We start from the raw sequence: 22838 nt of genomic DNA on the forward strand, positions 1-22838 counted from the left end.
GGAACGGCCTCGCTGCTGGCTACGCGTGCTCACGGGAGTACGCCACAGGAGCCAGTCCGTTGCTGTCGGCCGGAGCTTGGTGCGGCTTGACGCTCTGGTGTGCGCCTGATTGCGCAACTCGCACGTCGGCACCGGCGGACGGCTCGTTCGGTCGGGCCACAACGCCGACACTCAACGTCCGCTCGATCCGGTCCAGTTTGCGCCATTCGTCGCGCAGGTCCGCCGAGATCCACAACGTGGCACCGAGGCCGAGCAGGAAAATGCCGCCGATTCCGCCCGTCGTGATGTACCGGGTCTGTTCGGCGAGAAGTACCGAGTTGTTGACGCCCAGACAACCGCCGATCAGGAACGCCACGCCCGCGATAGTCAGGCAGATGGCGACGACGCGATCCCACTGAGCCTTGAGGGCTCTCAAGTTCATGACCACTCCGGGATTAGCAGGCCAAGTGACGAACGAACGCCCGTTAGGTGGAGTTTTGCCGACGAATCCGCCCGTGTCAACACAAGTCGGGCACCCAGAGCGCCGCCGACGCCACGGAGTTGCGCCCATAACAATCGTTCGTTAGCTTAATGGTAGCGCCGCTGGCACTCCCGACCCGAGGTGACCGATGTCCGTGCTGGAACTGTTTCGGCTCGACGGCAAGGTGGCCGTCGTAACCGGCGCATCGGCAGGCTTGGGCGTCGCGATCGCCCGGGCCCTGGCCGAGGCAGGCGCGGACGTCGGCCTGGGCGCCAGGCGCATGGACGGCCTGGAGACCACCGCGGACCTGGTGCGGGCGGCCGGCCGGAACGCGCATTGCGTCGTCGCCGACATCGCCGAGCCCGGCGACTGCCAACGTCTGGTCGCCGAAACGGTCGAGCGGTTCGGGCGGGTCGACGTGCTGGTGAACAACGCCGGTGTGGGCCGTGCCATCCCCGCCTCGCGGGAGACACCGGACAGCTTCGATGAGGTCATGCGGATCAATGTCCGCGGCAGCTTCTTGATGGCGCAGGCGGCCGCCGCCGCGATGGCGGACGGCGGCTCGATCATAAATATCTCCAGCATCATGGCGTTCTGGTCGGTTGGGATGCCGCAGGCCTCCTACATGGCCAGCAAGGCGGCCTTACTGGGGATGACGCGCGATCTGGCCCAGCAGTGGGGTGGCCGTAAGCGCATCCGCGTCAACGCGATCGCGCCGGGCATCTTCCGGACCGAGATGACCGGGCACTTCTTCGACGAACTCATGACAGCGCAGGGTCCGCGGATCCCGCTGGGCCGGGCCGGTGACCCGGCGGAACTGGCCGCCGCGGTGCTGTTCCTGGCGAGCGACGCCGCGTCCTACATCACCGGTGAGACCTTGGTCGTCGACGGTGGCCGAACCGTTCTCTAGCAAGGGAGTTATTCATGGCAACGGCATTGCTGGTCGTGCTGACGAGCCCCGTCGAGGGCCGCGAGGACGAGTACAACGACTGGTACACGAACGACCACCTTTCCGACGTCCTGAAGGCGGCGGGCTTCACCGCCGCGCAACGCTTCCGGTTCACCCCCTCCAAACTCTCCCGCCACCCCGTGGCGCCCTACCTCGCCATCTATGAGGTGGACGCCGCCGATCGCGAACAGGCGGAGAAGCTGCTCCTGGAAACTGCCATGACCCCGGCCATGCCGATCAGTGACGCCCTCGGGCCGCGCCCGATCACCTGGTGGTTCGAGAGCCTCTGCGACCGGGTCGAGGCCGTCGCGGATTCTTCCTGAAGGTCGGGTCAATCATGGGCCTTCCGGGTTGGCGCGAGGTGTTCGACAAGGTCGAGCGGGCGATCGGGGCTCCGCTCGAGGACGCGGTGGCATCACCGCGCTACGGGACGGCGGTGTCCTTCTGGGTGAAGGGGCCGGCTGCGGTCCAGCGAGCGGTGCGCCGGCAGATCGACAACAAGCTGGCCGCTGTCCTCCATCTGTTGAACGTACCGGCCCACACCGACGTGCAACGGCTGAGCAAGCAGCTGACCGTGTTGGCCTCCGAGGTGCGTGCCCTCTCGCTCCCCGCCGACCGGATCTCGACCTACGTCGAGCAGCGGCAGGCCGAACTCGACGCGCCGAAGAAGCGGGCGATCGGATCGGTCGATGGCGCCTAGGCTCCCGACGCCCAAGCTCGGACTGCCGTCGGTCTTCGACGACGTCCGCAAGGACCTCGAGCGCAACGCGCTCCGCGTGCGCAACGGGATCAAGTGGGTGGCGGGCGCGGAGTTCGCGCCGCCCGCTCCCACGCCCAGCGACTTGATCTGGTCGGACGGACCGGTCCACGTTCGCCGCTATCGGCGGGGGACGCCGGCCCGGTGGGCGCCACCGTTGGTGACCTTCGTGGGTCTGGTCGGGCGCTCGTATGTCTTCGACCTGTGGAAGGGCAACAGCGTCGTCCAACTCCAGATGGACCACGGCTTCGACGCCTTCGTTTTGGACTGGGGCGTACCCGGCGAGCTGGACTCCGGCAACACGCTGGAGACCTACCTGCAGGGCTACCTGCCCCGGGCGATCCGCGCGGTGCTCGCCGAAACCGGCGCCGACGAGGTGAACCTGATGACCTACTGCATGGGCGGCGCCATGGCGCTGCACGCGTTGGCGGCGCAGCCGTCGCTGCCCGTCCGCTCGTTGGTCACGATGGCGACGCCGGTCAACTTCGCGAACCTCGGGCCGCTGATCGACGCGCTCCGCAGCGGCGACATCAACCCGGACGATGTGCTCGACTCGACCGGCAATCTGCCGGGCTCGGTGGTCCGGGAGAGCTTCAAGTCCCGCAAACCGACCGGGGATCTGGTCAACTACGCCAACCTGTTGCAGAACCTCTGGAACGACGAGTATCTGGAGGGTCACCAGGCGATCGGGCGGTGGCTGCACGACCACATCCCGCTGCCTGGCGCGCTGTTCAAGCAGGTCGTGCCGATGTGGCTGCAGGCCAACGGTTTCGTCGCCGACTCGCTGCGCCTGGGCGGGCGACCGGCTCCGTTGTCGAACATCACGGCGCCGGTTCTCGGTGTGGTGGCGACCCGCGACGACATCGCCACCGAGCCCTCCACCTCGGCGATCACCGACATCCTGCCCGCGGCCGCCGTCGAGCTGATGCGGGTCGACGCCGGTCACGCCAGCCTGTTCAGCGGACGGCGGGCGGCCAAGACCGTGCTGCCCGGCGTCTTCGACTGGATCAGTTCTCACTGCGAGGAGATTGCGTCCCATGCCGCTTCGTGACGTGACCGGCGACGACACTGTCGCCGTGGGTGCATTTTTCGCCGCCCTGACCGACGGGGACCGGACCTTCTTCTGGGACGACATCACCGACCCCGCGGTGGCCGCCCGGTGGGTGGGAGATCCTCGCCGCAACCCGATGTGCGCCGTCGACGACGACGGCATCGCCGCGTTCGCGGCCCTCGTGCCCATGACGAACTGGAGCGACCACGTCGCCGAACTGGTGCTCGTCGTGGGTGGCTGGGCGCGGCGGCGCGGGCACGGTCGGGCCTTGGCGAGCGCCATGCTGCTCGGGGCATTGCGCGGGGGCTTTTCCAAGGTGACCGTCAACGTGGTCGCCGACCGGCCCGGTGCGATCGCCATGTTCCAGGGCCTCGGGTTCCAGGCCGAGGCGCTGCTGCGTGACCACCTGCGCACCCCGGCGACCGGGGAGCTGCACGACCTGATCGTCCTGTCCCACCTGGCGGAGGAGACCTACGCAACCATGGTCACCGCAGGCCTCGATTCGGTGACCGAATGACCGCCGTGGCCACCGAGGAACGGGTCGCCTTCGGGCGGGAGCAGATCTTGGTCCGCGAGGTGGGCGAAGGCCCGCCGGTCCTGCTGATCAACGGCATCGGCGCCCACACCCGGATGTGGGGGTTGATGGAGCGAACACTCACCGGATTCCGCGTGATCTCCTTCGACGCGCCCGGGGCAGGGCAGTCGTCCACGCCGTGCGGGCTGACCTCGATCTCCCGCCTCGCGGTGCTGGCAACCAAGGTGCTGGACCATTTCGGGATCTCCCGGGCCGACGTGGTGGGCTACTCGATGGGCGGCATCGTTCTCCAGCAGCTGTGCGTTGATGCGCCCTCCCGGGTCCGACGCGCCGTCCTGGTGTCGACCACGCCCGGCGTCGGTGCGGTGTACGGCAGGACGCGGGACGTGCTCAACGTCAGCACCCCGGTTCGCTTCCTGTCCGACCGGTTGTACCTGCGGACCGTCGGGTCGCTCCTGGGCGGTCGGGCCCGGACCGACCGGGATTGGGTCGCCGAACATCTCCCCGTGCGGCTGCTGCACAAGCCCGGCCTCCTGGGTTACAGCCAGCAAATCCTCTCGCTCGCCACCTGGTCCGGACTCGGGCTGCTCGAGCGGATCCACCACCCCGTGCTGGTCATGGTCGGGGACGACGATCCGCTCGCGCCGGTGGCCAACTCGATGCTGATGGCGCACCTGTTGCCGGACGCGCGCCTGTACGTGCTTCCCGGCGAGGGTCACCTGATGCCGCTCGATGAGAACAGTGCTACCCCCGGCCTCATCCGGGACTTCCTGGCTGCGCCCGACCACACGAGTGCCTCCGGGTGGGCCCGCGGGGAGGTGGTCAGCGCCGCGGATCTGGACTCGGCATTGGCCGGTAAACGGATGCAGATTCAGCCGCTGCCCTGGGGAGCGATCAGCACGTTGGTTCGCCGGCGCCGGCTCGGCCGCTGATGACCCCCTCGACCACGGCGCGCCGGGCCGCCCTGGAAGGCCGTCATGCGACCTGGGTGCCGCGCACCATCTCCGGCCACTTCGACCACGCCGCGGCGCAGTTCCCGGACCGGCCGTACCTGATGACCGCGGACCGCATCTACAGCTACGCCGAAATCCGGGAGTGGTCGCGCACCATCGCCTCGGGGCTCATCGCCCGCGGCATCGCGCCCGGCGATCACGTCGCGATGGCCCTCGCGAACCTTCCGGAGTTCGTCGCCATCAAGCTGGCGATCTCCCGGGTCGGCGCCGTCGCCGTCCCGATCAACTACAACCTGCGGCGCAACGAACTCGCCTACATCCTCGACCAGTCCAAGGCCCGCGCCCTGTTCGTCATGGACCAGTTGCGCGACATCGACTACCTGACCGAGCTTGACGCGATGGTGCCCGGTTGGGAAAGCGCCGCGGGCGGCGGCGTCCTGCCGGAACTCGCGCACGTGTTCGTGATCGCAACCGCCGGTGGCGAGCCGGCCCGCGGCACGGGAATCAAGGCCCTGACGCAGAGCCGGACCGCGGGCAGCGACGTCGTGCTGTCGGCTCGCGAAGCCGTCGGGGATCCGCACTTCCGATCGGACGTGATCTACACGTCGGGGACCACGGGGCGTCCGAAGGGCTCGATGTGCACGCACGACATGGTGGCGCGGATCGCCTACGCCTCGGCCTACACGCGGGCCTTCGACGACGGTCGGCGGATCATCTTCGCGCTGCCGCTGTACCACGTCTTCGGATACGTCGAGTGCATGATCGCGACGACGTTCGTCGGGGGCGCGATCATCCCGCACGTGGCTTTCGACGCTGAGCGGATGCTCGCCGAGACAGAGCGATTCCGGGCTACCGAGTGGGTCGGCGTGCCGCTGATGACGATGGCAATGCTCGACCTCCTGAAGAACCGGACGTTCGACCTGTCGAGCCTGGTCGCGGTCTTCAACTCCGGTGGGCTGTCCCCGGCCTGGATCTGGGGGCAAATCCGCACCGCCTTCGGCGTCGACGAGATCTGCACCGCGTACGGCATGACCGAAACCACTGCGTCGACCACCTGCGTCATGCCCGAGGATCCCGACGAGCGCTTGCAGAACAGCCACGGCCGGATGAAGCTCGGCGGCGTCGCCGGTGACCCGTCCCTCGGCGGAGCGCTGGCGGAGTACCGCGTGGTCGAGCCGGACACCGGGCAGGACGTGACCTCCGGGGAGCCGGGCGAGCTGATCTGTCGAGGTCCGGTCGTCACCCTCGGCTACTACAACAAACCGGAGGAGACCGCCGAGGCCTTCACGGCCGACGGTTGGTTCCGCACCGGTGACATCGGCCGGATCGACGCCGACGGCTATCTCACACTGACCGGTCGGCTCAAGGAGTCCTACCGCTGCAACGGGGAGATGGTCATGCCGAAGGAGATCGAGGATCTCCTCAACGAACACCCCCTGGTCGCCACGTCCTACGTGGTTGGCATCCCGCACGAGAAGATGGGCGAGGTCGGCTGCGTCTGTGTCGTCCCCGCGGGCCGCACCCGGGTGGACCCCGAGGAACTCATCGAGCTGTGCCGGGCCAACCTCGCCAGGTTCAAGGTGCCGCGCCACGTGGTGTTCGTGACCGCCGACGAGATCCCGATGACTGCGACCGGCCGGCCGCAGAAGTTCAAGCTGATCGAGTTGGCGAAGACTCGGCTCGCAGAGCTCCCGCCGGACTCGGTGCGGTGATCAGGGCAATCTCGTCGGCCGAGTAGCCGGCTTCGGCGAGTACTTCCTCGGTGTGCTCCCCGACGGCGGGCGGCTGTCGCATCGGCGCAGTCCGTGCCACGTCCATCGGCAGATGGAGTTGTTGGAGGCCGGGGATCCGGCCGGGTTCGGCGTCGACCACCAGCTGACGTTCGCCGGTCAGCGGGTCCGCCAGCGCCGCGGCAAGGTCGTGCACGGGGCTCGCCGGAACGCCCGCGGACCACAGCGCGTCCAGCCATTCCCGGCCGCCGCGAGCCTTCAGCCGGCTGCCGATCAGCTCGGCGAGTTCATCGCGGCGAGCAATGCGGTCAGCCAGGGAGTGGAACCGGGGATCGTCCGCCAAGTCCAACGCCCCGAGAACCTCGCACAGCGTTCGAAAAGTGCGGTCCGTGGAGGTGGCGATCATGATCGGGGAGTCGGCCGTATCCCAGACCTGGTAGGGCGCGGCGCTCGGGGCGGCCGAACCGAGCCGACCGGGGAATTGCCCACTGCCGAGATAGCCCATGATCTGATGACTCATCAGAAACAAGCCACTGTCGACGAGGCTCGCTTCGAGGGACTGCGGCCCGCACGCCGGGTCGGCGCTGCGTCGGCGAAGCGCCGCTTGGATGGACAGCGCTGCCCACATCCCCGTCGTCATGTCGATGATGGAGGGAGCGGCACGGCAGGGACCGCCGTTGGGCTCCCCCGTGGCCTCCAGGATTCCGGTGTACGCCTGAATCAGCGCGTCGTAACCGGCCCGGCCGTACCCAATGGGGCCGGTGCCGAAGGCACTGACCGCACAGTGCACAACGCTGGGATTGACGGCGGCCAGCGCGGCGAAATCCAGCCCCAGTCGGCCGGCGACCCCTGGCCGGAACGATTCGACGACCACATCTGCGCGCGAGGCCAGCCGCAGGACGGCGTCGCGGCCTTCCGGGCGGCGCGTGTCGACGGCAAGACTGCGCTTGTTGCGATTGAACGCCAGGAAGACCGTCGCCTCGTCGGGCTGCCCCGGACGGCCGGACCAGCGGGGCGGCAGACTCCGGGTCGCCTCACCCACCCCGGGGCGCTCGACCTTGATGACGTCGGCGCCCAGGTCGGCCAGGATGAGGCAGGCGAGGGGGCCGGCGATGTTCTCGCTCATGTCCAATACGCGGACATCGGCGTACGTCTCCTCGAAACGCATCGGGGGGCCTCCGAACGGACGGTCGTTAGGTGGTGATGTCGCGATGGTGCCACACCACCACGTCTCGGGGAAGTCGCAGCCGGTCGGCCACGATTGACACGTCCGCAACCTGCCAACTAACGTTCGTTCGGTGGCGGTGGTTCTGCCGCGAAGGGGGTGCGGAGTGGCCGATACGTATCTCGCCGGTGCTGCCATGACCCGCTTTGGCAAAGCTGTCGGCACGATCCCCGAGATGGCCGGCGCGGTCGTCCGGGACGCCCTGGCCGACGCGGGCGCGACGCCGGCGGAGGTGCAGCAGGTTTTCTTCGGCAACTCCGCCGCCGGCCTGCTGCAGGGTCAGGAGATGATCCGCGGGCAGGTCTACCTCGCCGAGACCGGGTTGCTCGGGGCCTCGATCGTCAACGTGGAAAACGCCTGCGCGGCCTCCTCGTCGGCGTTCGCGCTCGCCTGCGCTGCGGTCTCCTCCGGACAGGCTGACATTGCCCTGGCGGTCGGCGCCGAAAGGCTGATGGTTCCGGACAAGGTGCGGGCCTTCGCGGCGTTGGTGTCGGCCACCGACCTGGAGCGGCGCCCGGAGATGCGCGAGCTGGTCTGGGACCTGGCGCTGGGCGGCAGCCCGGAGCCGGTGATGCCGTCGAGCTCGCCGCTGATGGTCCACTACGCGGAGAAGGCAGCCGCGTACCTGGAACGGGCCGGCGGCAGCGTCGAGGACCTGGCGCGCGTCGTGGTGAAGAGCCGTCAGGCCGGTTCACTGAACCCCAATGCCCAGTTCCGGACCCCGGCCACCGTGGACGAGGTCCTGGCCGGTCGACTCATCCACCCGCCGCTGCACATGGCCATGTGCTCACCGCTTTCTGACGGTGCAGCAGCACTGGTGGTGATGAGCGAACGCGCCGCCCGCAGCCGCGGCCGGACCGGCCTACGGGTGCGCGCCACCTGCATCGCTTCCAACAATCCGCTGGCCGGGGTGACCCCGACGCAGGCCGCCTCCGCCGCCGCCTACCAGCGCGCGGGCCTTGGACCGGACGACATCGACGTGGTCGAGGTACACGATGCGGCGGCCTCCGCCGAGCTGATGCTGGTGGAAGAACTCGGGCTCACCCCACCCGGAACCGCCATCAAGCTGCTTCGCGACGGCGAAATCTCCTTGGGTGGTCGGCTCCCGGTGAATACCGGTGGCGGCCTGCTCTCGCGCGGACACCCCATCGGCGCCACCGGCGCGGCACAGCTCGTGGAGCTCGCCGACCAGCTTCGCGGGCGCGCCGGAGCACGCCAGGTCCTAGGAGCGCGGATCGGATTGGCGCAGAATGGTGGCGGGGTTTTCTACGGTGACGAAGCAACTGTCACCGTCACTATCCTCGAAGCGAGCGCCGGTTGACGAGAGGAGGACGTATGGCGGCCATGGCAAACGGTTCGGCAGCCGGGGCGTCCAACCGGTCTGTGGTGCCCGAAGCGATCGTGCGGGAGTCGATCCGGCTCTTCGCGGAGCACAGCTACCCGGTCGTGGGCATGCGCGACCTGAGCAAAGCAGTCGGCCTGCAGCCGGGCAGCCTCTACGCGCACATCAGCAGCAAGGAAGACCTGCTGATGCTGATCGTGGAGGAGGGCATCACCAACTACATCGATGCCATCTCGGCGGCAATCGACACCGACGAGCCCGCGGACGTGCGCCTACGTGCGGCCATCCACGCGCACATGCGGGTACTCGCGGATACGCTCGAACAGACGAAAGTCACCTTCAACCAGTGGCGTTATCTCGGCCCCGAAAACCGTGAGCGAGTGGTCGGTCTGCGGCACCAGTACGAGGATCTCTTCTTCTCGGTCACTGCGCAGGGCATCAAGAACGGCGAGCTACGCCCCCTGCCACACCTCAAGGCCTCGCTGCTCTCCGTGATCGGTGGGCTCAACTTCGCCGCGGAATGGTACTCGCCCGATAAGCCGGAGACGCCGGAATCCTTGGGCGACGCGATAGCAGACCTGCTGTTGGAGGGGATTGTCACGACCCGAAGGACGACACCTACTCGTCGAGCCCGACGTTGAATCGTGGAGATCTCTTCTCGAGAAACGCCGTCACGGCCTCGAGCAGGTCGGGCTGCCGGTGCAGCGCGTCCGTGACCTGGTAGCTGGTGTTCATCGCGGTCGGGAAGTCCTGAGTCCAGGACGCCCGTAGCGCCTGCTTGGTGGCCTCCAGCGCGCGCCACGGCTTGTTGGCGATCTTTGCCGCGAGTTCCAACGCGGTGGGCACCAGGTCGTCGGGCTCGACGACGCGGGAGACCAAGCCCAGGGTGAGCGCCCGCTGCGCGTCGATGACCTCACCGGTCAGGGCCAGCTCGGCGGCGATGCCCGCGCCGACCACTTTCGGTAACAGCCAACTCCCACCGTTGCCGGGCGCGAGCCCCATGTTGATGTAGGTCTCCCCCAGCTTGGCCGCGGTCGAGGCAATGCGCAGGTCGCAGGCCAGCGCGAAATCCAGGCCGCCCGCCGTCGCGCCGCCGTTGATGGCGGCGAGGAACACCAGCCGGGAGGCGACGATGCGCTGGGTGAGCGGGAAGAGCGCGCGTGCGTTGAACGGCTCGCTGCGTATGGGTAGCTCGTTGATCAGGTAGTCGCGCATGGCGACCAGGTCGGCCCCGGCGCAGAACTGCTTACCCGCTCCCGTGAGGACCACGACCCGCACCGACGGATCGGGCTCCCACGCGTCGAGCAGGCCGAACAGGTCACGGACGAACTCGACGACCACGCCGTTGCCGCGATCCGGCCGGTTCAGCGTCACCAGGGCCACGCCCGGCGCGGGCCGCTGGTAGTAGAGCGTCTCGAGATCAACGCGATCGTCCGCCATCTGACCCACTCTCAGGCCCCCGCGCCACCGGCGATGGCGCGATCTGTGGCCCAGTATCGGGCGCGGACCTCGCGCCGCAGGATCTTGCCGTAGGCGCTGGTGGGCAGATCGTCGACGAAGTCAACGTCCTTGGGCTTCTTGTAGCCCGCCAGGTACCCGGCGCAGTAGTCGATCAACTCGTTGGCCGTCGGCGCGGTGCCCCCCTCCGCCACCACGACGGCCCGCACCGCCTCGCCCCAGTATTCGTCGGGAACGCCGACCACGCAGACGCCGGCCACCGATGGATGGGTGATCAGCACCTCCTCGACCTCGCGAGGGTAGACGTTGTTGCCGCCGGAAATGATCATGTCCTTGGTCCGGTCGAGCAGGAAGAGGTAGCCGCCGGCATCGAACTGCCCGACATCGCCGGTGTGCAACCAGCCGCCGCGCAGCGTCTCGGCAGAGGCCTCCGGGTTGTTCCAGTAACCGGTCATCACAATGTCCCCGCGCACCACGATTTCGCCGCTGACGCCGGGCGGGCATTCGTTGTCCTGCTCGTCGAAGATCTTCACCTCGACGTCGGTTCGGGTGAACCCCGCCGAGGCCAGCCGAGGGTCGTCGTTCTTCACCAATTCCACATGCTCTGAGCGCGGGAGCACGGTGGCGGTGATCGGGCACTCGCCCTGGCCGTAGATCTGCACGAAGACCGGGCCGAACGTTTCGACCGCTTTCTTCAGATGCTCGACGTAGATGGGGCCGCCGCCGTAGCAGACGGCCTGCCACGACGACAGGTCGTACTTGCCGGGTTCGAATTCCTCCAGGCATTTCACGATCTGCGTGGGCGCCATGAACGCGATGTGGGTGACCCCGAGGCGCTCGACGTCAGCGAAGGTGGCGTCCGGAGAGAAGCCGGTCGCGGTGCAGATCGCGTTGTTCGCACCGCGGGCCACGGCGGGTAGCGCCACGATGCCGCTGCCGTGTGAGAGCGGCGCGACGTGCAGCATCACGTCCTCGTGGGTGATGTTGTAGCAGTCGGCCAGATAGTTCATCACGCACACCCGAACCACGCGGTGGGTCCAGGTCGCGCCCTTGGGCTTGCCGGTCGTGCCCGAGGTGTAAAAAAGCCAGCAGGGGTCGGTCTCGGTGACGTCGATCGGCGCGGACAGGGGATTCTGACTGCCGGTCAGCTCGGTGTAGCTCGCCAACGCCGCCGAGCAACCGACCCCGAAGCGGTGCTCGATGCCGGCGAACTCTGCCCAATGCTCGTCCAGCGGGCCCTCGAACTCGGCGCTGTGCACCAGCGCTCTGGCCCCGGAGTTCTGCACCAGGTACGCCATTTCCAGCGGGTGCAGGCGCGCGTTCATCGGCACCACCACCAACCCCGCCGCGAAGCACCCGAAAATCACCTCGAGTATCTCGGGCCGGTTCGACATGACGAACGCGACGCGGTCGCCCTTGCGCAGCCCGCGGGCCAGTAGCTCCCCGCCGAGGGCGAGCGAACGGTCGGCGAATAGACGGTAGGTGGTGATCTCGTCGCCGAATTGCAGCGCCGGCCGGTCCGGGAACCGCACCGCCGACTTGGTCAGGAACGTCGCCGCGTTCACGTCGTCAGGCGGCCGTGAACCATGCCGCGGGTCGCTGTGCGACCTCCGCGGCGTCGGCCGGCGCGAAGCTCACCCGCTGGTCGCACACGTAGGAGTTCCAGGTGCCGTCCGCGCCCGGATGTAACCGGCACATCAGCTGCGGCCCCTCGTCGAGCTTCACGATGCCGATGCAGTACGGCGGTTCGACGTCGAACGCGCTGGGCGCACCCATGCGCAGAATCGTGAAGGTCTGTAGTTGACCGGCGCCGCTCACCTGCTGCCAGTCGAGGCTGCCACTGAAGCAGTTCGGGCAGCGGTACTTCGGGTACATGATCGCCGTCGCGCAGTCGTTGCATTTCTGCACGATCAACCGGCCCTCGGCCAACGCGGCCGCGAACGGCCCCGTCAGCTCGTCGGCATTTTGGATGTAACCAGTGTCGACGCTCATCGCTGCACCCTCGATCGCCCGCGCGGGCCGTAGGTGGCGGGCACTGTGACATTGATTCGTTCGCTACGCTCGCTCATCGGGTCGCCCTCTCCAGCATCATGATCTGCGCGTCCATGTACGAGCCGCCGCTGCCGCCGACGATGCACCGTTGCGCATTCGGCACCTGGCGCTCCGGGCCGGCCCGATGCAGCAGTTGGCGGATACCTTCAATCAGCAGCGCGGTGCCGCCGCCGACGCCGGTGTGCCCGGCGGAGAGCAGACCACCGTTGGTGTTCAACGGGAACTGCCCACCCGGGGAGAACCGGCCCTTGTAGAACTCCCGCGCCGCCTCGCCCTTCGGGGAAATGCGCAGGCCTTCCACGGCGATGGCGAGCACGGCGGCGTAGGAGTCGTAGACCTCGCCGAGGTCGGCGTCCTCCGGACCCCAGCTCGCCGCCTCGTAGGCCTCCTTCGCCGCTTCCACCCAACCGAGCACGCCCAAGTCCGCGTCCTGACCGGCGGAGTAGTGCGACACGCAACCGCCGGAGCCGCCGATGCGCACCCACGCGTCGTGGCGCTTCGCGGCCTCCGTCGCGCTGGTCATCACGAACGCACCGGCGCCGTCGGCGAGGAACGGGCATTCGTAGGCGTGAATCGGGTCGGAGATCAACTTGGAGGCGAGAATCTTTTCCGCGGTCAGCGCCTTCTCGTAGTACATGGCGTTCGGGTTCAGGTTCGCCCAGGCGCGCAGCGCGACGCAGATGGCGGCCATTTCCTCGGCGCTCGATCCGGACTGGTGCATGTACCGCTGGGTGATCAGACCGCCGATCGCGTTGAATTGCAGGCCGGTCGGCGCCTCCCACTCCTTCGGAATGCCGTTGACCGAGAGCATGTCGATCATTGCCTGCAGATCGGCCGAGCCCCACCGCTCGGAGTACACGACGAGCACGTTACGGGCCTGCCCCGAGGCAACCAGGCCGGCGGCCATCCGGGTGGCGTTGTCCGAGGTGGAACCCCCGGAGTGCACCATCACCGAGCTCTTCACCCGGCCGTGCAGACCGAGCTCCTCGGCGACCCGGCTGAAGATCAGGTCGGCCTGGTCCGCAATGCCGTGCAGACAGGGAATGAGCACGATCTGGTCGATGTCCGTGTGCGCCAACTGCGCGTCGGAGATCGCCCGCGCGGAGGCCTCGACGATTTGCGCCATGAAGCCGCGTTCGCGGTACACCCCGGACGGGATCTCTCCGATGCCGATGAATGCGGCGTCGTTGGCGCTGCCCGGCTCTGGATAGGGCGGGGTCCACACTTCGGTCATGTCTCAGCCCTCCAGGGGCGTGCGGCGGCGGGCGAGCATGATCCAGTGGAACGTCATCACCGTCTCGTCCTTCTGATTGATCACGTCGTAGTCGACGTGGAGAACTCCGTACTTCGGGCTCTTGTGCGCCTGGACCTCGGAGACCGTGGCCCGTACCCGCAGCGTGTCGCCGGAGATGACCGGCGCAGTGGCCTTCAACGAGCGGCACTCCAGCAGCGCCTCGATGCAGGTGCCGTACCAACCGCTGGTGCCGACCAGGCCGACCGCGATGCACATGGTCAGCGGACCGTGTGCGATTCGAGTGCCGAATCGGGTCCCGGAGGCGTACATCTCGTCCACGTGCAACGGATACTGATCACCCGTCAGACCCGCGAACAGGTTAATGTCGGCGGTGTCCACGGTCCGGCCGTTGGTGATGATGAAGTCGCCCGCCGCGAAGTCCTCGAAGGCGCGCTGCGGTGGCGCCCACTGGCGTTCGGTCATCCGGACAGCCCCATGTGGCGCGCGATCACGGTCTTCTGGATCTCGTTGGCCCCGCCGCCGACCATGCCGTGCTTGGCCTCGCGGAAGTACCGCTCCATGTCGTACTCCGGCAGTTGGGCGTAGCCGCCGTAGGCCTGCATGCCGTTGGTGGCGATCCGGAACGCGGTCTCGGCAGCGAACACCTTCGCCATTGACACCTCCTTGGAGGCCTTTTCGCCGCGCTGCATCTTGGTCGCCGCGTTGAAGACCAACAAGCGGGCGGCAGTCAGCGCCGTTTCGTCCTCGGCCATCCGGTGCTTGAGCACCTGCAGGCTCGACAGCGGCCGGCCGAAGGCGATCCGCTCTTTCGTGTACTTGATGGTGTCGTCCAAGGCAGTGCGCGCGTTGCCGACATAGCTGGCGGCCAGGCCGAGGCGCTCGTAGTCAAGGTGCTCGCCGATGTACTTCCAGCCCTCGCCGATCGCGCCGACGACGTTCGAGTCCGGCACCCGCACGTCGGTCAGGAAAATCTCGGTGGTGCCCAAGCTCCGTCGCACCATCGTGGGCATCTTGCGGATGTCCAGCCCTTCGGACGTGTTCGGCATCAGGAACGTGCTGAGCCCGCCGTGGCGGTCCGGCCCGGTGCGGGCGAGCATGAAGATCCAGGCGCCGGGCAGATGGGCACCCGAGCACCACGTCTTGTTCCCGTTGAGCACCCAGTCCCGGCCGTCGTGCTCGGCTTTGGTGCTGACGTTGGCAGCGTCCGACCCGGCTTCCGGCTCACTGATCGAGATCGAGAACCGCCGCTCGCCGCTCAGGAACGCCGGGATGTGCTCGGCCCGCTGCTCCGGTGTGCCATGCGCCACGACGTTGCTGATGGTGAACATTGACGTCATCAGGCAGGCGGCGGTGTCCAGGCTGTACTTGGCGATGGCCTCGCAGAAGATCGCGTACATCACCGGGTCCGCGTCGACCCCGCCCAGCTCCTCGGGGACCAACATCCCGAGCCAGCCGTTGGCGGCGGCCTTGCCGTAGATCTCGTCGGGAAAATCCCGGTTCTGGTCGTGCTCGCGGGTGTACTCGCGCCCCACCTCTTTCTCCATGAAGCGGTGGAGTGTGTCCTTCCACGCGATCTGTTCGTCGGTGTGCCGGAAGTCCACAGCAACTCCTCGCGATGGGGGCGGGATGGAGATCTACCGCCCACCCTAGACAATCGTTCGTTAGAGGGGAAGAGTGGACCATGACAACCCGTACGCCGCCGCCCGGAGGACGCCCAATGACGCGCATCGCCCCGACCTTCGACGACTACAAGGACTCCTTCGCGAACGTCGAGTTCGAACGTCACGACGGCGTCCTCGAGATGACGCTGCACACCGAGGGCAAGCCGCTGGTGTGGAGTTCGACCTCGCACGACGAGATCGCTTATGCCTTCGACAATGTGGCGAACGACCCCGACAACAAGGTCGTGATCCTCACCGGCTCCGGTGATGCGTGGTGTCCGGAGATCGACTTCAGTTCGTTCGACCTCTCGACGGCCGGCGCCTGGGCGGAGGTCATCCACGAGGGTCAGCGCCTGCTCAATTGCATGCTGGCGATCCAGGTGCCGATCATCGCCGCGGTCAATGGGCCAGTGCTCAACCACCCGGAGATCCCGGTGCTGGCTGACATCGTGCTGGCCTCGGAAACGGCGACTTTCAGCGACTCCCCGCACTTCGCCTCCGGCATCGTCCCCGGCGATGGCGCCCACATCGTGTGGACCCATGTGCTGGGCCCCAACCGCGGCCGATACTTCTTGCTCACCGGGCAGGAACTGAACGCCCGACAGGCGCTGGAGTACGGCGTCGTGTCGGAGGTGCTGTCGCCGGATGCCCTGCTGCCGCGCGCCCGCGAGCACGCCGCCAACATCGCGGCCAAGACGCCCCTGGCCCGTCGCTACGCGCGGGCTGTGCTCACCCGCGAATGGAAGCGACTCATGCACGACAACCTGGGCTTCGGCATCGCGCACGAGGCGCTCGGGGTGCTCGATCTGATGGACCACATGAAGGCACAGGCAGACGCCTGATCGGCACTGATGCCGCGGCCCCCACACGGTGACGTGTGGGGGCCGCGGCGTTGCTCACAGCTTGGCCATGAATCCCGCGTCGACGGGCAGGGTCACCCCGGTCACATAGCGCGCCTCGTCCGAGGCGAGCCACAACACCGCGTTGGAGATGTCGACGGCCTGCATCCACGGGATCGGCAGCAGGTTCATCGCGGTGAAGGTGTCGCCGAAGTCCTCGAGGCGCGGGTTTTCCACGCCGGGCGCGAACGCGGCGTGGATGGCCGCGTTGTCGATCATCTTGGTGAACGTGGAACTCGGGTGCACGCTGTTCACCCGGATGAAGTGCGGCGCGAGCTCGTTGGCCAGCGTGCGCATCAAACCGACCACCGCATGCTTGGCCATGTTGTAGTGCACCTGGTTCGGGAAACCCTTCAGGCCGGCGACCGAGCTGGTGAGCACAATCGACCCGCCGGTCCCCTGCTCGATGAGCCGCGGCACGGTGGCCTTGCAGGCGTAGTACGCGCCGTGCATCTGCACGTCGATCATGTCGCGGTAGGTGTCCTCGGGCAGCTCGGTGAAAAGCCCGGCGGACCAGATCCCGGCATTCGAGCTGACGATGTCCAGTCGGCCGAGTTCGGCGATGCCGGAGTCGACGGCGGCCTGCAACTGACCGAGATCTCGGACGTCGGCCTTGGCGATCACCATGCGGCGGTCGAGCTTCTCGACCAGCGCCGCGGTTTCCTCGAGCTCGTCCAAAGTGCCCAGCTCGTAGGGGACGGACCCGATCGGCTCGCAGATGTCGACGCCGATGATGTCGGCGCCCTCTTCGGCCATGCGGATGGCGTGAGCGCGGCCTTGGCCCCGCGCAGCCCCGGTGATGAAAGCGACCTTGCCCTTAAGACGTCCAGCCACGTGTGTGCTCCTTGTGATAGAGGTCGGTCAGGAATTGCGCCAATGCTCCATGGGCGACCCGGCGACCGGAGATCGCAACACGTAGACGGCCGGGTTGCCCAGGCCGCCCAGGTACAGCGTCTTCAGGTCCGGTCCGCCGAAAGCAAGGCTGGACAGGTTGGCCATCCGGGACCCACGGCTCTGCGCGATCTGATCGAAGGTCAGATCGCCCATGGCGTAGGCCGCGACCGCCTCGTGGGCCCGGGGACCGACGTCGGAGAACACAACGCTCCACGTCAGATCCGCTGCCACGCGGATCAGGCGGTTGGTGATGACGCTGGTGACCCAGAGGGCACCCTCGGCGTCGAATGCCAGGCCGTCGGGGAAGGTGTCCCCGCCGAAATTGATCGGAACCGGATTGGACAACGCGCTGTCCGGCGCCACGTCGAAGCGCGTGGTTCGGCACGCGAAGGTCTCGTTGACGAACAGGTGCCGGCCGTCGGGTGAGATCCGCAGCTCGTTCGTCCAGTTCAACCCGTCGGCCGCCACGCTGACCGTGCCGTCCTGCACCAGCAGGATCTGGCCGCTGTTCTCCTCGGCGGTGTAGTGCTGGTGGTTGCGCGTCCGGGCACTGATGGTGATCCAGGCCCGGTCGCCGTCCAGCAACACGAAGTTGGTGTGGGGGACCCGGCGGCCGTCGAGCTCCGTCGCAAACGGGCGGGCCTCGCCGTGGCGGCCAACCCGCCAGACACCGCCGCCCCTGCCCAAGTTGGCGAACAGGAAGTCGCCCCCGGGCGTCAGCGCGAACCCGTTCGGGCGGAAGCCCTGTCCGATGAGATCCGCCTCCACGGCGGGACCGGTCGTCCCGTCGGGTGCGATCCGCGCGATGCCCAACGTCCAGTCGCAGGTGTAGAGCGCACCGTCGGGCGCGGCCAGTACGCACTCCGGCCGGTTCAGTCCGTGCCCAAGTGGCGCGAGGTCCTCGAGCCGGAACGGCTCGATCTCGGTCAGGGTCATAGCGCCAGGTAGCCGCCGTCGACGGGGATCGTGACCCCGGTGACGTAGGTGGACATGTCGGAGGCCAGAAAGAGGGCGGGACCGGCGATCTCGTGCGTCTCCCCCACCCGGCCCAGTGGCACTCGCTGGAGGAACTTCGCGTTGCCGTCCCCCTCGACCGTCATCAGGCCGCTCTTCATCCGCCCCGGTGCCAGCCCGTTCGCTCGCCCGCCGGTCGGCCCCAGAGTGCGGGCGAAATATTGCACCAGGGAGCGGATGGCCGCCTTGGTGGCGCCGTAGGCGGCGCTGGACCGCGGCGCCGAGAACCCGGCGATCGACGACAGGAAGATCATGCTGGCGCCGGGGTGCTTCATGGCGTCCAGCACCGAGACGGACATGTCCCACTGCCCGGTGAGATTGACGCTGAGAACTTGGTCCCACACCTGCATCTGATCGGGATCGCCCGGTCGGCTGCGGGGCGATATGCCGGCGTTGTTGACCAGCACGTCGATCTTGCCGTGATACTGCTCGGAAATCCGGGCACCGAACGCCATGACGGCCTCGCGATCACCGATGTCGAGGGTCTCGGCAACGGCGGAACCACCATCGGCCACGATCTTGGCGGCCATCGTCTCGGCGGCGTCGGCGTGCCGATCGACGACCACGACGTGCGCCCCTTCGCCGGCCAGGGCGATCGAGATGGCCGAGCCCAATCCGCCACCGCCGCCGGTCACCACCGCCGTCTTGCCGGCCAACGAAATCATCGGAGTTCCCGGCCCGACATGAGGTAGCCCTTGTAGTCGTGCTCGCGCACGTCGTCGCAATATTCCCGGAACCGTGGATTGCCACCGACGAACAGCAGCACCTCTCGCTTGTCGCGGCCCTCGAGGTTCTGGTTGACCCCGGTGAACCAGGAGTTGGTCTGACCCAGGAGCAGCTTGCTCTGCAGCTTCCCGGCGTAGGCCGTAAAGGCCTCAGCGGCGGCGACCTCTGCTTCGATGCGCTCGACACCGTTCTTCTGCGCGTGCTCCATCATTTCGCTGAGCCAGTCGACGGCCAGCGCCGAGCAGCGCGGGATGTTGCAGAAGGTGGCACCGCTCTGCGGTCCGACCAGCGTGAAGAAGTTGGGGAAGCCGGGAGTCTGCATGCCCATGTAGGTCCTGATGCCCTGGTCCCAGTCATCCTTCAGCGCGGTGCCGCCCGTCCCGCGGATGTCGATGTGGTTCCACGATCCCTTGATCGCATCGAAGCCAGTGGCGTAGATGATGACGTCGAGCTCGTGCAGGCCTTCCGGGGTCTCGATGCCGTCGGGGGTGATGCGGGTGATCGACGTTGAGTGCAGGTCGACAGCCGTGACGTTGTCCTGGTTGTAGACCTCGTAATAGTTGGTCTCGAGTGGGACCCGCTTCATCCCGAACCCGTGGTCCTTGGGGATCAGGATGTCGGCGACCCGGGGGTCGTTGACCCGATCCCGGATCTTCTGCGCCACGAACTCGGACACGTACTTGTTCGCCTCGGGGTCGGACAGAACGTCCTGATAATTCCCGAGCCACAGCGAGAAGCCGGGTCCCTGATAGAGCTCCTCCAGCTTGGCGTCGCGCTCCTCTTTGGGGACGTCGAACAGGTTCTGCAGGATGAACTCGTGCCGGTAGCCGGCGAGGGACGCATCGCACTGGGCAATGAACTCGGGATAGTTGGACTTGATGTCGTCCATCCGCTCCTGCGTCATGGGCCCGTTGCCAAGAGGCGTGCACCAGCTGGGGTCACGCACGAACACCGTCAGGTGCCCGGCGACCTTTGCCAGCTCCTGGATCACCTGCACGCCGGTCGATCCCACGCCGACCACGGCCACGCGCTTGCCGGTGAAGTCCCGTTCGGCAGGACCCAGCCCGTTGGGGTCGCGCGGCCAGGCAGCCGTGTGAATGCTCTCGCCCTTGAAGGTGTTGATGCCGGGGATCTTGGGCATCTGGGGCCAGGACAGGGGCCCGAGTGCCGAGAAGACGAAGCGCGCCGTCACCGGCGAGCGGTGCGGCTGCACGAAACCCAGTGTCCAGTGGTTGTTCTCCTCGTCCCAGATCGCGCTGTTGACCTTGGCGTTGAAGATGAAGTCCTTGCGGATATCCATGATCTCGGCAGCGCGATGGATGTACGCCAGGACGTCGGGCTGGGCAGCAAAACGCTCCGGCCAATCCCACTCCTGCATGAGCTGGTCGTTCCAGAAGTAGCCGTAGATTTCGCTCTCGGAGTCGGTGCGGCAACCGGGGTAGCGGTTGTGGTGCCAGACCCCGCCGATGTCGTCAGAACCCTCGACCCCGAGCACCCGATAGCCCATCTCGCGCAGTCGGTAGGCCTGGTAGAGCCCGGTCAGCCCGGCGCCGATCACGACGGCGTCGAAGTCTGCGGCTTTCGTCATGTGCACTTCCTTTTCAGCAGCTGGGCGCCGCGCTCCCGACCGAAGGAGGAGTGCAAGTCGCAGCCTCACGAACGATCGTTCGTCTTACGGTACACGGGCAGGTGGCCATGCTCAAGTGGCTTGCGTGACCCTTGACACAACAATACAAACGAACGTACGTTCAGACGCGGATCGTCCCCCATTGAACGAGTGGAGTACAGCCCATGTCCGGACGCCTGGACGGCAAGGTTTCGATCGTCACTGGCGCGGGGTCCGGCATTGGCGCCGCGACCGCCCGCCGCTTCCACGCCGAGGGCGCCAAGGTCGTCCTCGCCGACATCTCCGGCAACCAGGAGACCATCGCGAAGGAGCTCGGCGACGGTGCACTGTCCGTCCACGCCGACGTCTCCCAGGGTGAGAGCGTGCAGGGCATGATCCGCGCCGCGCTCGACAACTTCGGCCGCCTGGACGTGCTTTACAACAACGCCGGCATTGACGGCGAGATCGCCAAGGTTGCGGACATGACCGAAGAGGGCTGGGACAAGGTCCAGTCCATCAATCTCCGGGGCGTCTTCCTCGGGATCAAGTACGCGGTCCCGGCCATGTTGGGCACCGGTGGCGGTTCGATCATCAACACCGCCTCGATGGCGGCCACCGTCGCCTTCCCGCAGATGGCCAGTTACTGCGCGGCCAAGGGCGGGATCGTGATGCTGACCAAGACCGCCGCCGCGGAATACGCGGCCGACGGCATCCGGGTCAATTCGATCAGCCCCGGCACCATTCAGACCGCGATTACCGACAGCCTGCCGCAGGACATGATCAAGGCCATCATCGCGGCGAATCCGGTCGGCCGCATCGCGCAAGCGAGCGAGGTCGCCAGCCTGGCGCTGTTCCTCGCCAGTGACGAATCGAGCTTCATCACCGGTTCCGATTACCTCATCGACGGCGGCTACACGCTGCTCTGACCGATTGTCCCGACCCCGCACTCAGTGAACCGCTCGGGCTCGCCCCGGCCAGAGGAGGACTGACCTACATGGGATTCAAGGCACAGGAAACTGACTTCCACCCGCCGTCACAGGCCGACATCGAGGAATCGATCGCCAAGTACGGCCGGGACATTTACAACGACTTCGACCTCGACGCTCCCATCTTCAACGAAAAGCATGTGGAGATCATCGACGACCTCGTCGAGAAGTGCCCGGTCGCGCACAGCAAGATCGGCGAGGGGTACTACCTCGTCGCGCAGAACAAGCTGGTGCGTGAGGTCGGCCAGAACTGGCGCACGTTCTCGGCGGCCAAGGGCTACATGCCCAATCGCCCGGACGGGCTGCCCTACCTCTACCCCGAGGAGTCGGACCCGCCCCTGCACACCGCATGGCGAACCGCGCTCAACCCCTTCATGGGTCCGGGGACGATCGCGCCGTACGAGGACACCATCCGCGCGGACGCCAATGCACTGATCGACCGATTCATCGACCGGGGTGAGTGCGACTTCGTCTCCGAGTTCGCCGCCCTGCTTCCGGGGTGGGCGTTCTTCAAGAACGTGCTCGGCGTGCCGATCGACGACCTCGACCGTCTGGTGGACGGGGTCGAGGACGGGACGTTCAACCCCGACCCGGAGGTGCGCGGCCAGAAGTTCGGCTTCGTTTTCCAGTACCTGGGTGACTACCTCAAGAAGCGCTCCGAGGAGCCGCCGCGCGGCGACATGGTGGACATGATCGCGGCCGGCGTGACCTACGAGGACGGCAGCGACTCAGCCTGGGCGGACCGGGTGTCTGTGCTGGTCGACATGACTTTCGGTGGGATCGCGACGACGACCTACGTCATGGCCTCGGGGATGAACTGGTTGGCCGAGAACCCCGAGGCGCGCAAGCTCCTGATCTCCGACCCGGAGACCTACATGCCGCGGGCCATCGAGGAGTTCGCCCGGGTGTACGCGCCGGTGGTCGCGCTGGGCCGAACCTGCACGCGGGACGTGGAGATCGGCGGTCGCGAGCTCAAAGAGGGCGACTTCATCATGATGCTTTACGCGGGTGCCTCCCGCGATCCGCGCGTGGTGGATGACCCGAAGCGGATCGATATCACCCGGGAGACCGTGCTGCACTCCGCCTTCGGGGTCGGTATCCATCGCTGCATCGGATCCAACCTGGCTCGGTTGGAGTTGCGGGCGACCTTCGAGGAGTTCCTGCGTCGGATTCCCGAGTACAAGGTGAAGCCCGGCGGCGAACCGAAATATGTGTCGGGCTTCCTGCGGTCCATGCGTTCTGTGACCTTCGAGTGGTGACCAAGGCTGACGCCCCCGGACCACGG

At 67.2% G+C, this 22838-nt stretch carries 24 protein-coding genes; 12 read left to right on the plus strand and 12 right to left on the minus strand.

The features are described from left to right. Window positions 1-19: 19 nt before the first annotated feature. Window positions 20-355, minus strand: coding sequence for a hypothetical protein (locus VGJ14_16685; protein ID HEY2834067.1), 336 nt, complete (start codon window positions 353-355; stop codon window positions 20-22). A gap of 253 nt (window positions 356-608) precedes the next feature. Between VGJ14_16685 and VGJ14_16690 the strand changes: the two genes are divergently transcribed. The 7 genes from VGJ14_16690 to VGJ14_16720 are packed head-to-tail and all read left to right on the plus strand — an operon-like array spanning window position 609 to window position 6417. Beyond that, the gene (locus VGJ14_16690; GenBank protein ID HEY2834068.1) at window positions 609-1370 is read left to right on the plus strand and encodes a glucose 1-dehydrogenase; all 762 of its coding nucleotides are present in this window, start codon (window positions 609-611) and stop codon (window positions 1368-1370) included. Window positions 1371-1384: 14 nt separating this feature from the next. Further along, window positions 1385-1732: a hypothetical protein gene (locus VGJ14_16695; protein ID HEY2834069.1), complete on the plus strand. Its 348-nt coding sequence runs from the start codon at window positions 1385-1387 to the stop codon at window positions 1730-1732. A 14-nt stretch (window positions 1733-1746) separates the two neighbouring features. Beyond that, the gene (locus VGJ14_16700) at window positions 1747-2109 is read left to right on the plus strand and encodes a hypothetical protein (GenBank protein ID HEY2834070.1); all 363 of its coding nucleotides are present in this window, start codon (window positions 1747-1749) and stop codon (window positions 2107-2109) included. Further along, window positions 2099-3217, plus strand: a complete 1119-nt coding sequence (locus VGJ14_16705) for an alpha/beta fold hydrolase (GenBank protein HEY2834071.1) — start codon at window positions 2099-2101, stop codon at window positions 3215-3217. The genes VGJ14_16700 and VGJ14_16705 overlap by 11 nt, the downstream gene beginning before the upstream one ends. Beyond that, on the plus strand, window positions 3204-3734 hold the full coding sequence (locus VGJ14_16710; GenBank protein HEY2834072.1) for a GNAT family N-acetyltransferase: 531 nt from the start codon (window positions 3204-3206) through the stop codon (window positions 3732-3734). Before VGJ14_16705 ends, VGJ14_16710 begins: the two co-directional genes overlap by 14 nt. After that, entirely contained in the window at window positions 3731-4684 is a 954-nt protein-coding gene (locus VGJ14_16715; protein HEY2834073.1) for an alpha/beta hydrolase, read from the plus strand. The genes VGJ14_16710 and VGJ14_16715 overlap by 4 nt, the downstream gene beginning before the upstream one ends. After that, window positions 4684-6417: a class I adenylate-forming enzyme family protein gene (locus tag VGJ14_16720; protein ID HEY2834074.1), complete on the plus strand. Its 1734-nt coding sequence runs from the start codon at window positions 4684-4686 to the stop codon at window positions 6415-6417. Before VGJ14_16715 ends, VGJ14_16720 begins: the two co-directional genes overlap by 1 nt. Here VGJ14_16720 and VGJ14_16725 read toward each other — a convergent pair. Next, on the minus strand, window positions 6356-7603 hold the full coding sequence (locus VGJ14_16725) for a CoA transferase (GenBank protein ID HEY2834075.1): 1248 nt from the start codon (window positions 7601-7603) through the stop codon (window positions 6356-6358). The genes VGJ14_16720 and VGJ14_16725 overlap by 62 nt on opposite strands. 130 nt (window positions 7604-7733) lie before the next feature. Here VGJ14_16725 and VGJ14_16730 point away from each other — a divergent pair, with 130 nt between their 5' ends. Further along, a complete protein-coding gene (locus VGJ14_16730; GenBank protein ID HEY2834076.1) occupies window positions 7734-8981 on the plus strand; it encodes a thiolase family protein in 1248 nt (415 codons plus the stop codon). Window positions 8982-8995: 14 nt separating this feature from the next. Then, window positions 8996-9643 (plus strand): TetR/AcrR family transcriptional regulator, encoded by a 648-nt coding sequence (locus VGJ14_16735; GenBank protein ID HEY2834077.1) that lies wholly within the window; start codon window positions 8996-8998, stop codon window positions 9641-9643. Here VGJ14_16735 and VGJ14_16740 read toward each other — a convergent pair. From VGJ14_16740 to VGJ14_16765, 6 genes are all read right to left on the minus strand, one after another. Beyond that, window positions 9621-10442 (minus strand): enoyl-CoA hydratase-related protein, encoded by an 822-nt coding sequence (locus VGJ14_16740; protein HEY2834078.1) that lies wholly within the window; start codon window positions 10440-10442, stop codon window positions 9621-9623. The two genes, VGJ14_16735 and VGJ14_16740, sit on opposite strands and share 23 nt — an antisense overlap. 11 nt (window positions 10443-10453) lie before the next feature. After that, complete coding sequence (locus VGJ14_16745) at window positions 10454-12025, minus strand: AMP-binding protein (GenBank protein HEY2834079.1); 1572 nt, start codon at window positions 12023-12025, stop codon at window positions 10454-10456. 4 nt (window positions 12026-12029) lie between these two features. Then, window positions 12030-12452 carry an OB-fold domain-containing protein gene (locus tag VGJ14_16750; protein ID HEY2834080.1) on the minus strand — a complete coding sequence of 141 codons (423 nt, stop codon included), beginning with the start codon at window positions 12450-12452 and terminating at the stop codon, window positions 12030-12032. 73 nt (window positions 12453-12525) lie between these two features. Further along, window positions 12526-13746, minus strand: coding sequence for a thiolase family protein (locus VGJ14_16755; protein ID HEY2834081.1), 1221 nt, complete (start codon window positions 13744-13746; stop codon window positions 12526-12528). Between the two features lie 3 nt (window positions 13747-13749). Continuing rightward, window positions 13750-14229, minus strand: coding sequence for a MaoC/PaaZ C-terminal domain-containing protein (locus tag VGJ14_16760; GenBank protein HEY2834082.1), 480 nt, complete (start codon window positions 14227-14229; stop codon window positions 13750-13752). Beyond that, window positions 14226-15368 (minus strand): acyl-CoA dehydrogenase family protein, encoded by a 1143-nt coding sequence (locus VGJ14_16765; GenBank protein HEY2834083.1) that lies wholly within the window; start codon window positions 15366-15368, stop codon window positions 14226-14228. The genes VGJ14_16760 and VGJ14_16765 overlap by 4 nt, the downstream gene beginning before the upstream one ends. 116 nt (window positions 15369-15484) lie before the next feature. Between VGJ14_16765 and VGJ14_16770 the strand changes: the two genes are divergently transcribed. Further along, window positions 15485-16270 (plus strand): enoyl-CoA hydratase/isomerase family protein, encoded by a 786-nt coding sequence (locus tag VGJ14_16770; protein ID HEY2834084.1) that lies wholly within the window; start codon window positions 15485-15487, stop codon window positions 16268-16270. A gap of 54 nt (window positions 16271-16324) precedes the next feature. Here VGJ14_16770 and VGJ14_16775 read toward each other — a convergent pair whose 3' ends face one another. The 4 genes from VGJ14_16775 to VGJ14_16790 are packed head-to-tail and all read right to left on the minus strand — an operon-like array spanning window position 16325 to window position 20549. Continuing rightward, window positions 16325-17161 (minus strand): mycofactocin-coupled SDR family oxidoreductase, encoded by an 837-nt coding sequence (locus VGJ14_16775; GenBank protein HEY2834085.1) that lies wholly within the window; start codon window positions 17159-17161, stop codon window positions 16325-16327. A gap of 27 nt (window positions 17162-17188) precedes the next feature. Then, window positions 17189-18157, minus strand: coding sequence for an SMP-30/gluconolactonase/LRE family protein (locus VGJ14_16780; GenBank protein ID HEY2834086.1), 969 nt, complete (start codon window positions 18155-18157; stop codon window positions 17189-17191). Beyond that, on the minus strand, window positions 18154-18900 hold the full coding sequence (locus VGJ14_16785; protein ID HEY2834087.1) for an SDR family oxidoreductase: 747 nt from the start codon (window positions 18898-18900) through the stop codon (window positions 18154-18156). The genes VGJ14_16780 and VGJ14_16785 overlap by 4 nt, the downstream gene beginning before the upstream one ends. Beyond that, the gene (locus tag VGJ14_16790; GenBank protein HEY2834088.1) at window positions 18897-20549 is read right to left on the minus strand and encodes an NAD(P)/FAD-dependent oxidoreductase; all 1653 of its coding nucleotides are present in this window, start codon (window positions 20547-20549) and stop codon (window positions 18897-18899) included. Before VGJ14_16790 ends, VGJ14_16785 begins: the two co-directional genes overlap by 4 nt. A 203-nt stretch (window positions 20550-20752) precedes the next feature. Between VGJ14_16790 and VGJ14_16795 the strand changes: the two genes are divergently transcribed. Both VGJ14_16795 and VGJ14_16800 read left to right on the plus strand, forming a co-directional pair. Beyond that, on the plus strand, window positions 20753-21493 hold the full coding sequence (locus VGJ14_16795) for an SDR family oxidoreductase (protein HEY2834089.1): 741 nt from the start codon (window positions 20753-20755) through the stop codon (window positions 21491-21493). Between the two features lie 68 nt (window positions 21494-21561). Then, window positions 21562-22812, plus strand: a complete 1251-nt coding sequence (locus VGJ14_16800; protein HEY2834090.1) for a cytochrome P450 — start codon at window positions 21562-21564, stop codon at window positions 22810-22812. Window positions 22813-22838 lie beyond the last annotated feature (26 nt).

It is taken from the genome of Sporichthyaceae bacterium (genome assembly GCA_036493475.1).
Lineage (GTDB): Bacteria > Actinomycetota > Actinomycetes > Sporichthyales > Sporichthyaceae > DASQPJ01.

What these genes read in the sequence shown, in the direction of transcription:
- VGJ14_16740 (HEY2834078.1), bottom strand. Translation starts at nt 10,442, where the DNA reads ATGGCGGACGATCGCGTTGATCTCGAGACGCTCTACTACCAGCGGCCC.
- VGJ14_16770 (HEY2834084.1), top strand. Translation starts at nt 15,485, where the DNA reads ATGACGCGCATCGCCCCGACCTTCGACGACTACAAGGACTCCTTCGCG.
- VGJ14_16725 (HEY2834075.1), bottom strand. Translation starts at nt 7,603, where the DNA reads ATGCGTTTCGAGGAGACGTACGCCGATGTCCGCGTATTGGACATGAGC.
- VGJ14_16705 (HEY2834071.1), top strand. Translation starts at nt 2,099, where the DNA reads ATGGCGCCTAGGCTCCCGACGCCCAAGCTCGGACTGCCGTCGGTCTTC.
- VGJ14_16780 (HEY2834086.1), bottom strand. Translation starts at nt 18,157, where the DNA reads ATGACCCTGACCGAGATCGAGCCGTTCCGGCTCGAGGACCTCGCGCCA.
- VGJ14_16695 (HEY2834069.1), top strand. Translation starts at nt 1,385, where the DNA reads ATGGCAACGGCATTGCTGGTCGTGCTGACGAGCCCCGTCGAGGGCCGC.
- VGJ14_16710 (HEY2834072.1), top strand. Translation starts at nt 3,204, where the DNA reads ATGCCGCTTCGTGACGTGACCGGCGACGACACTGTCGCCGTGGGTGCA.
- VGJ14_16735 (HEY2834077.1), top strand. Translation starts at nt 8,996, where the DNA reads ATGGCGGCCATGGCAAACGGTTCGGCAGCCGGGGCGTCCAACCGGTCT.
- VGJ14_16790 (HEY2834088.1), bottom strand. Translation starts at nt 20,549, where the DNA reads ATGACGAAAGCCGCAGACTTCGACGCCGTCGTGATCGGCGCCGGGCTG.
- VGJ14_16785 (HEY2834087.1), bottom strand. Translation starts at nt 18,900, where the DNA reads ATGATTTCGTTGGCCGGCAAGACGGCGGTGGTGACCGGCGGCGGTGGC.
- VGJ14_16720 (HEY2834074.1), top strand. Translation starts at nt 4,684, where the DNA reads ATGACCCCCTCGACCACGGCGCGCCGGGCCGCCCTGGAAGGCCGTCAT.
- VGJ14_16700 (HEY2834070.1), top strand. Translation starts at nt 1,747, where the DNA reads ATGGGCCTTCCGGGTTGGCGCGAGGTGTTCGACAAGGTCGAGCGGGCG.
- VGJ14_16755 (HEY2834081.1), bottom strand. Translation starts at nt 13,746, where the DNA reads ATGACCGAAGTGTGGACCCCGCCCTATCCAGAGCCGGGCAGCGCCAAC.
- VGJ14_16800 (HEY2834090.1), top strand. Translation starts at nt 21,562, where the DNA reads ATGGGATTCAAGGCACAGGAAACTGACTTCCACCCGCCGTCACAGGCC.
- VGJ14_16750 (HEY2834080.1), bottom strand. Translation starts at nt 12,452, where the DNA reads ATGAGCGTCGACACTGGTTACATCCAAAATGCCGACGAGCTGACGGGG.
- VGJ14_16760 (HEY2834082.1), bottom strand. Translation starts at nt 14,229, where the DNA reads ATGACCGAACGCCAGTGGGCGCCACCGCAGCGCGCCTTCGAGGACTTC.
- VGJ14_16690 (HEY2834068.1), top strand. Translation starts at nt 609, where the DNA reads ATGTCCGTGCTGGAACTGTTTCGGCTCGACGGCAAGGTGGCCGTCGTA.
- VGJ14_16715 (HEY2834073.1), top strand. Translation starts at nt 3,731, where the DNA reads ATGACCGCCGTGGCCACCGAGGAACGGGTCGCCTTCGGGCGGGAGCAG.
- VGJ14_16795 (HEY2834089.1), top strand. Translation starts at nt 20,753, where the DNA reads ATGTCCGGACGCCTGGACGGCAAGGTTTCGATCGTCACTGGCGCGGGG.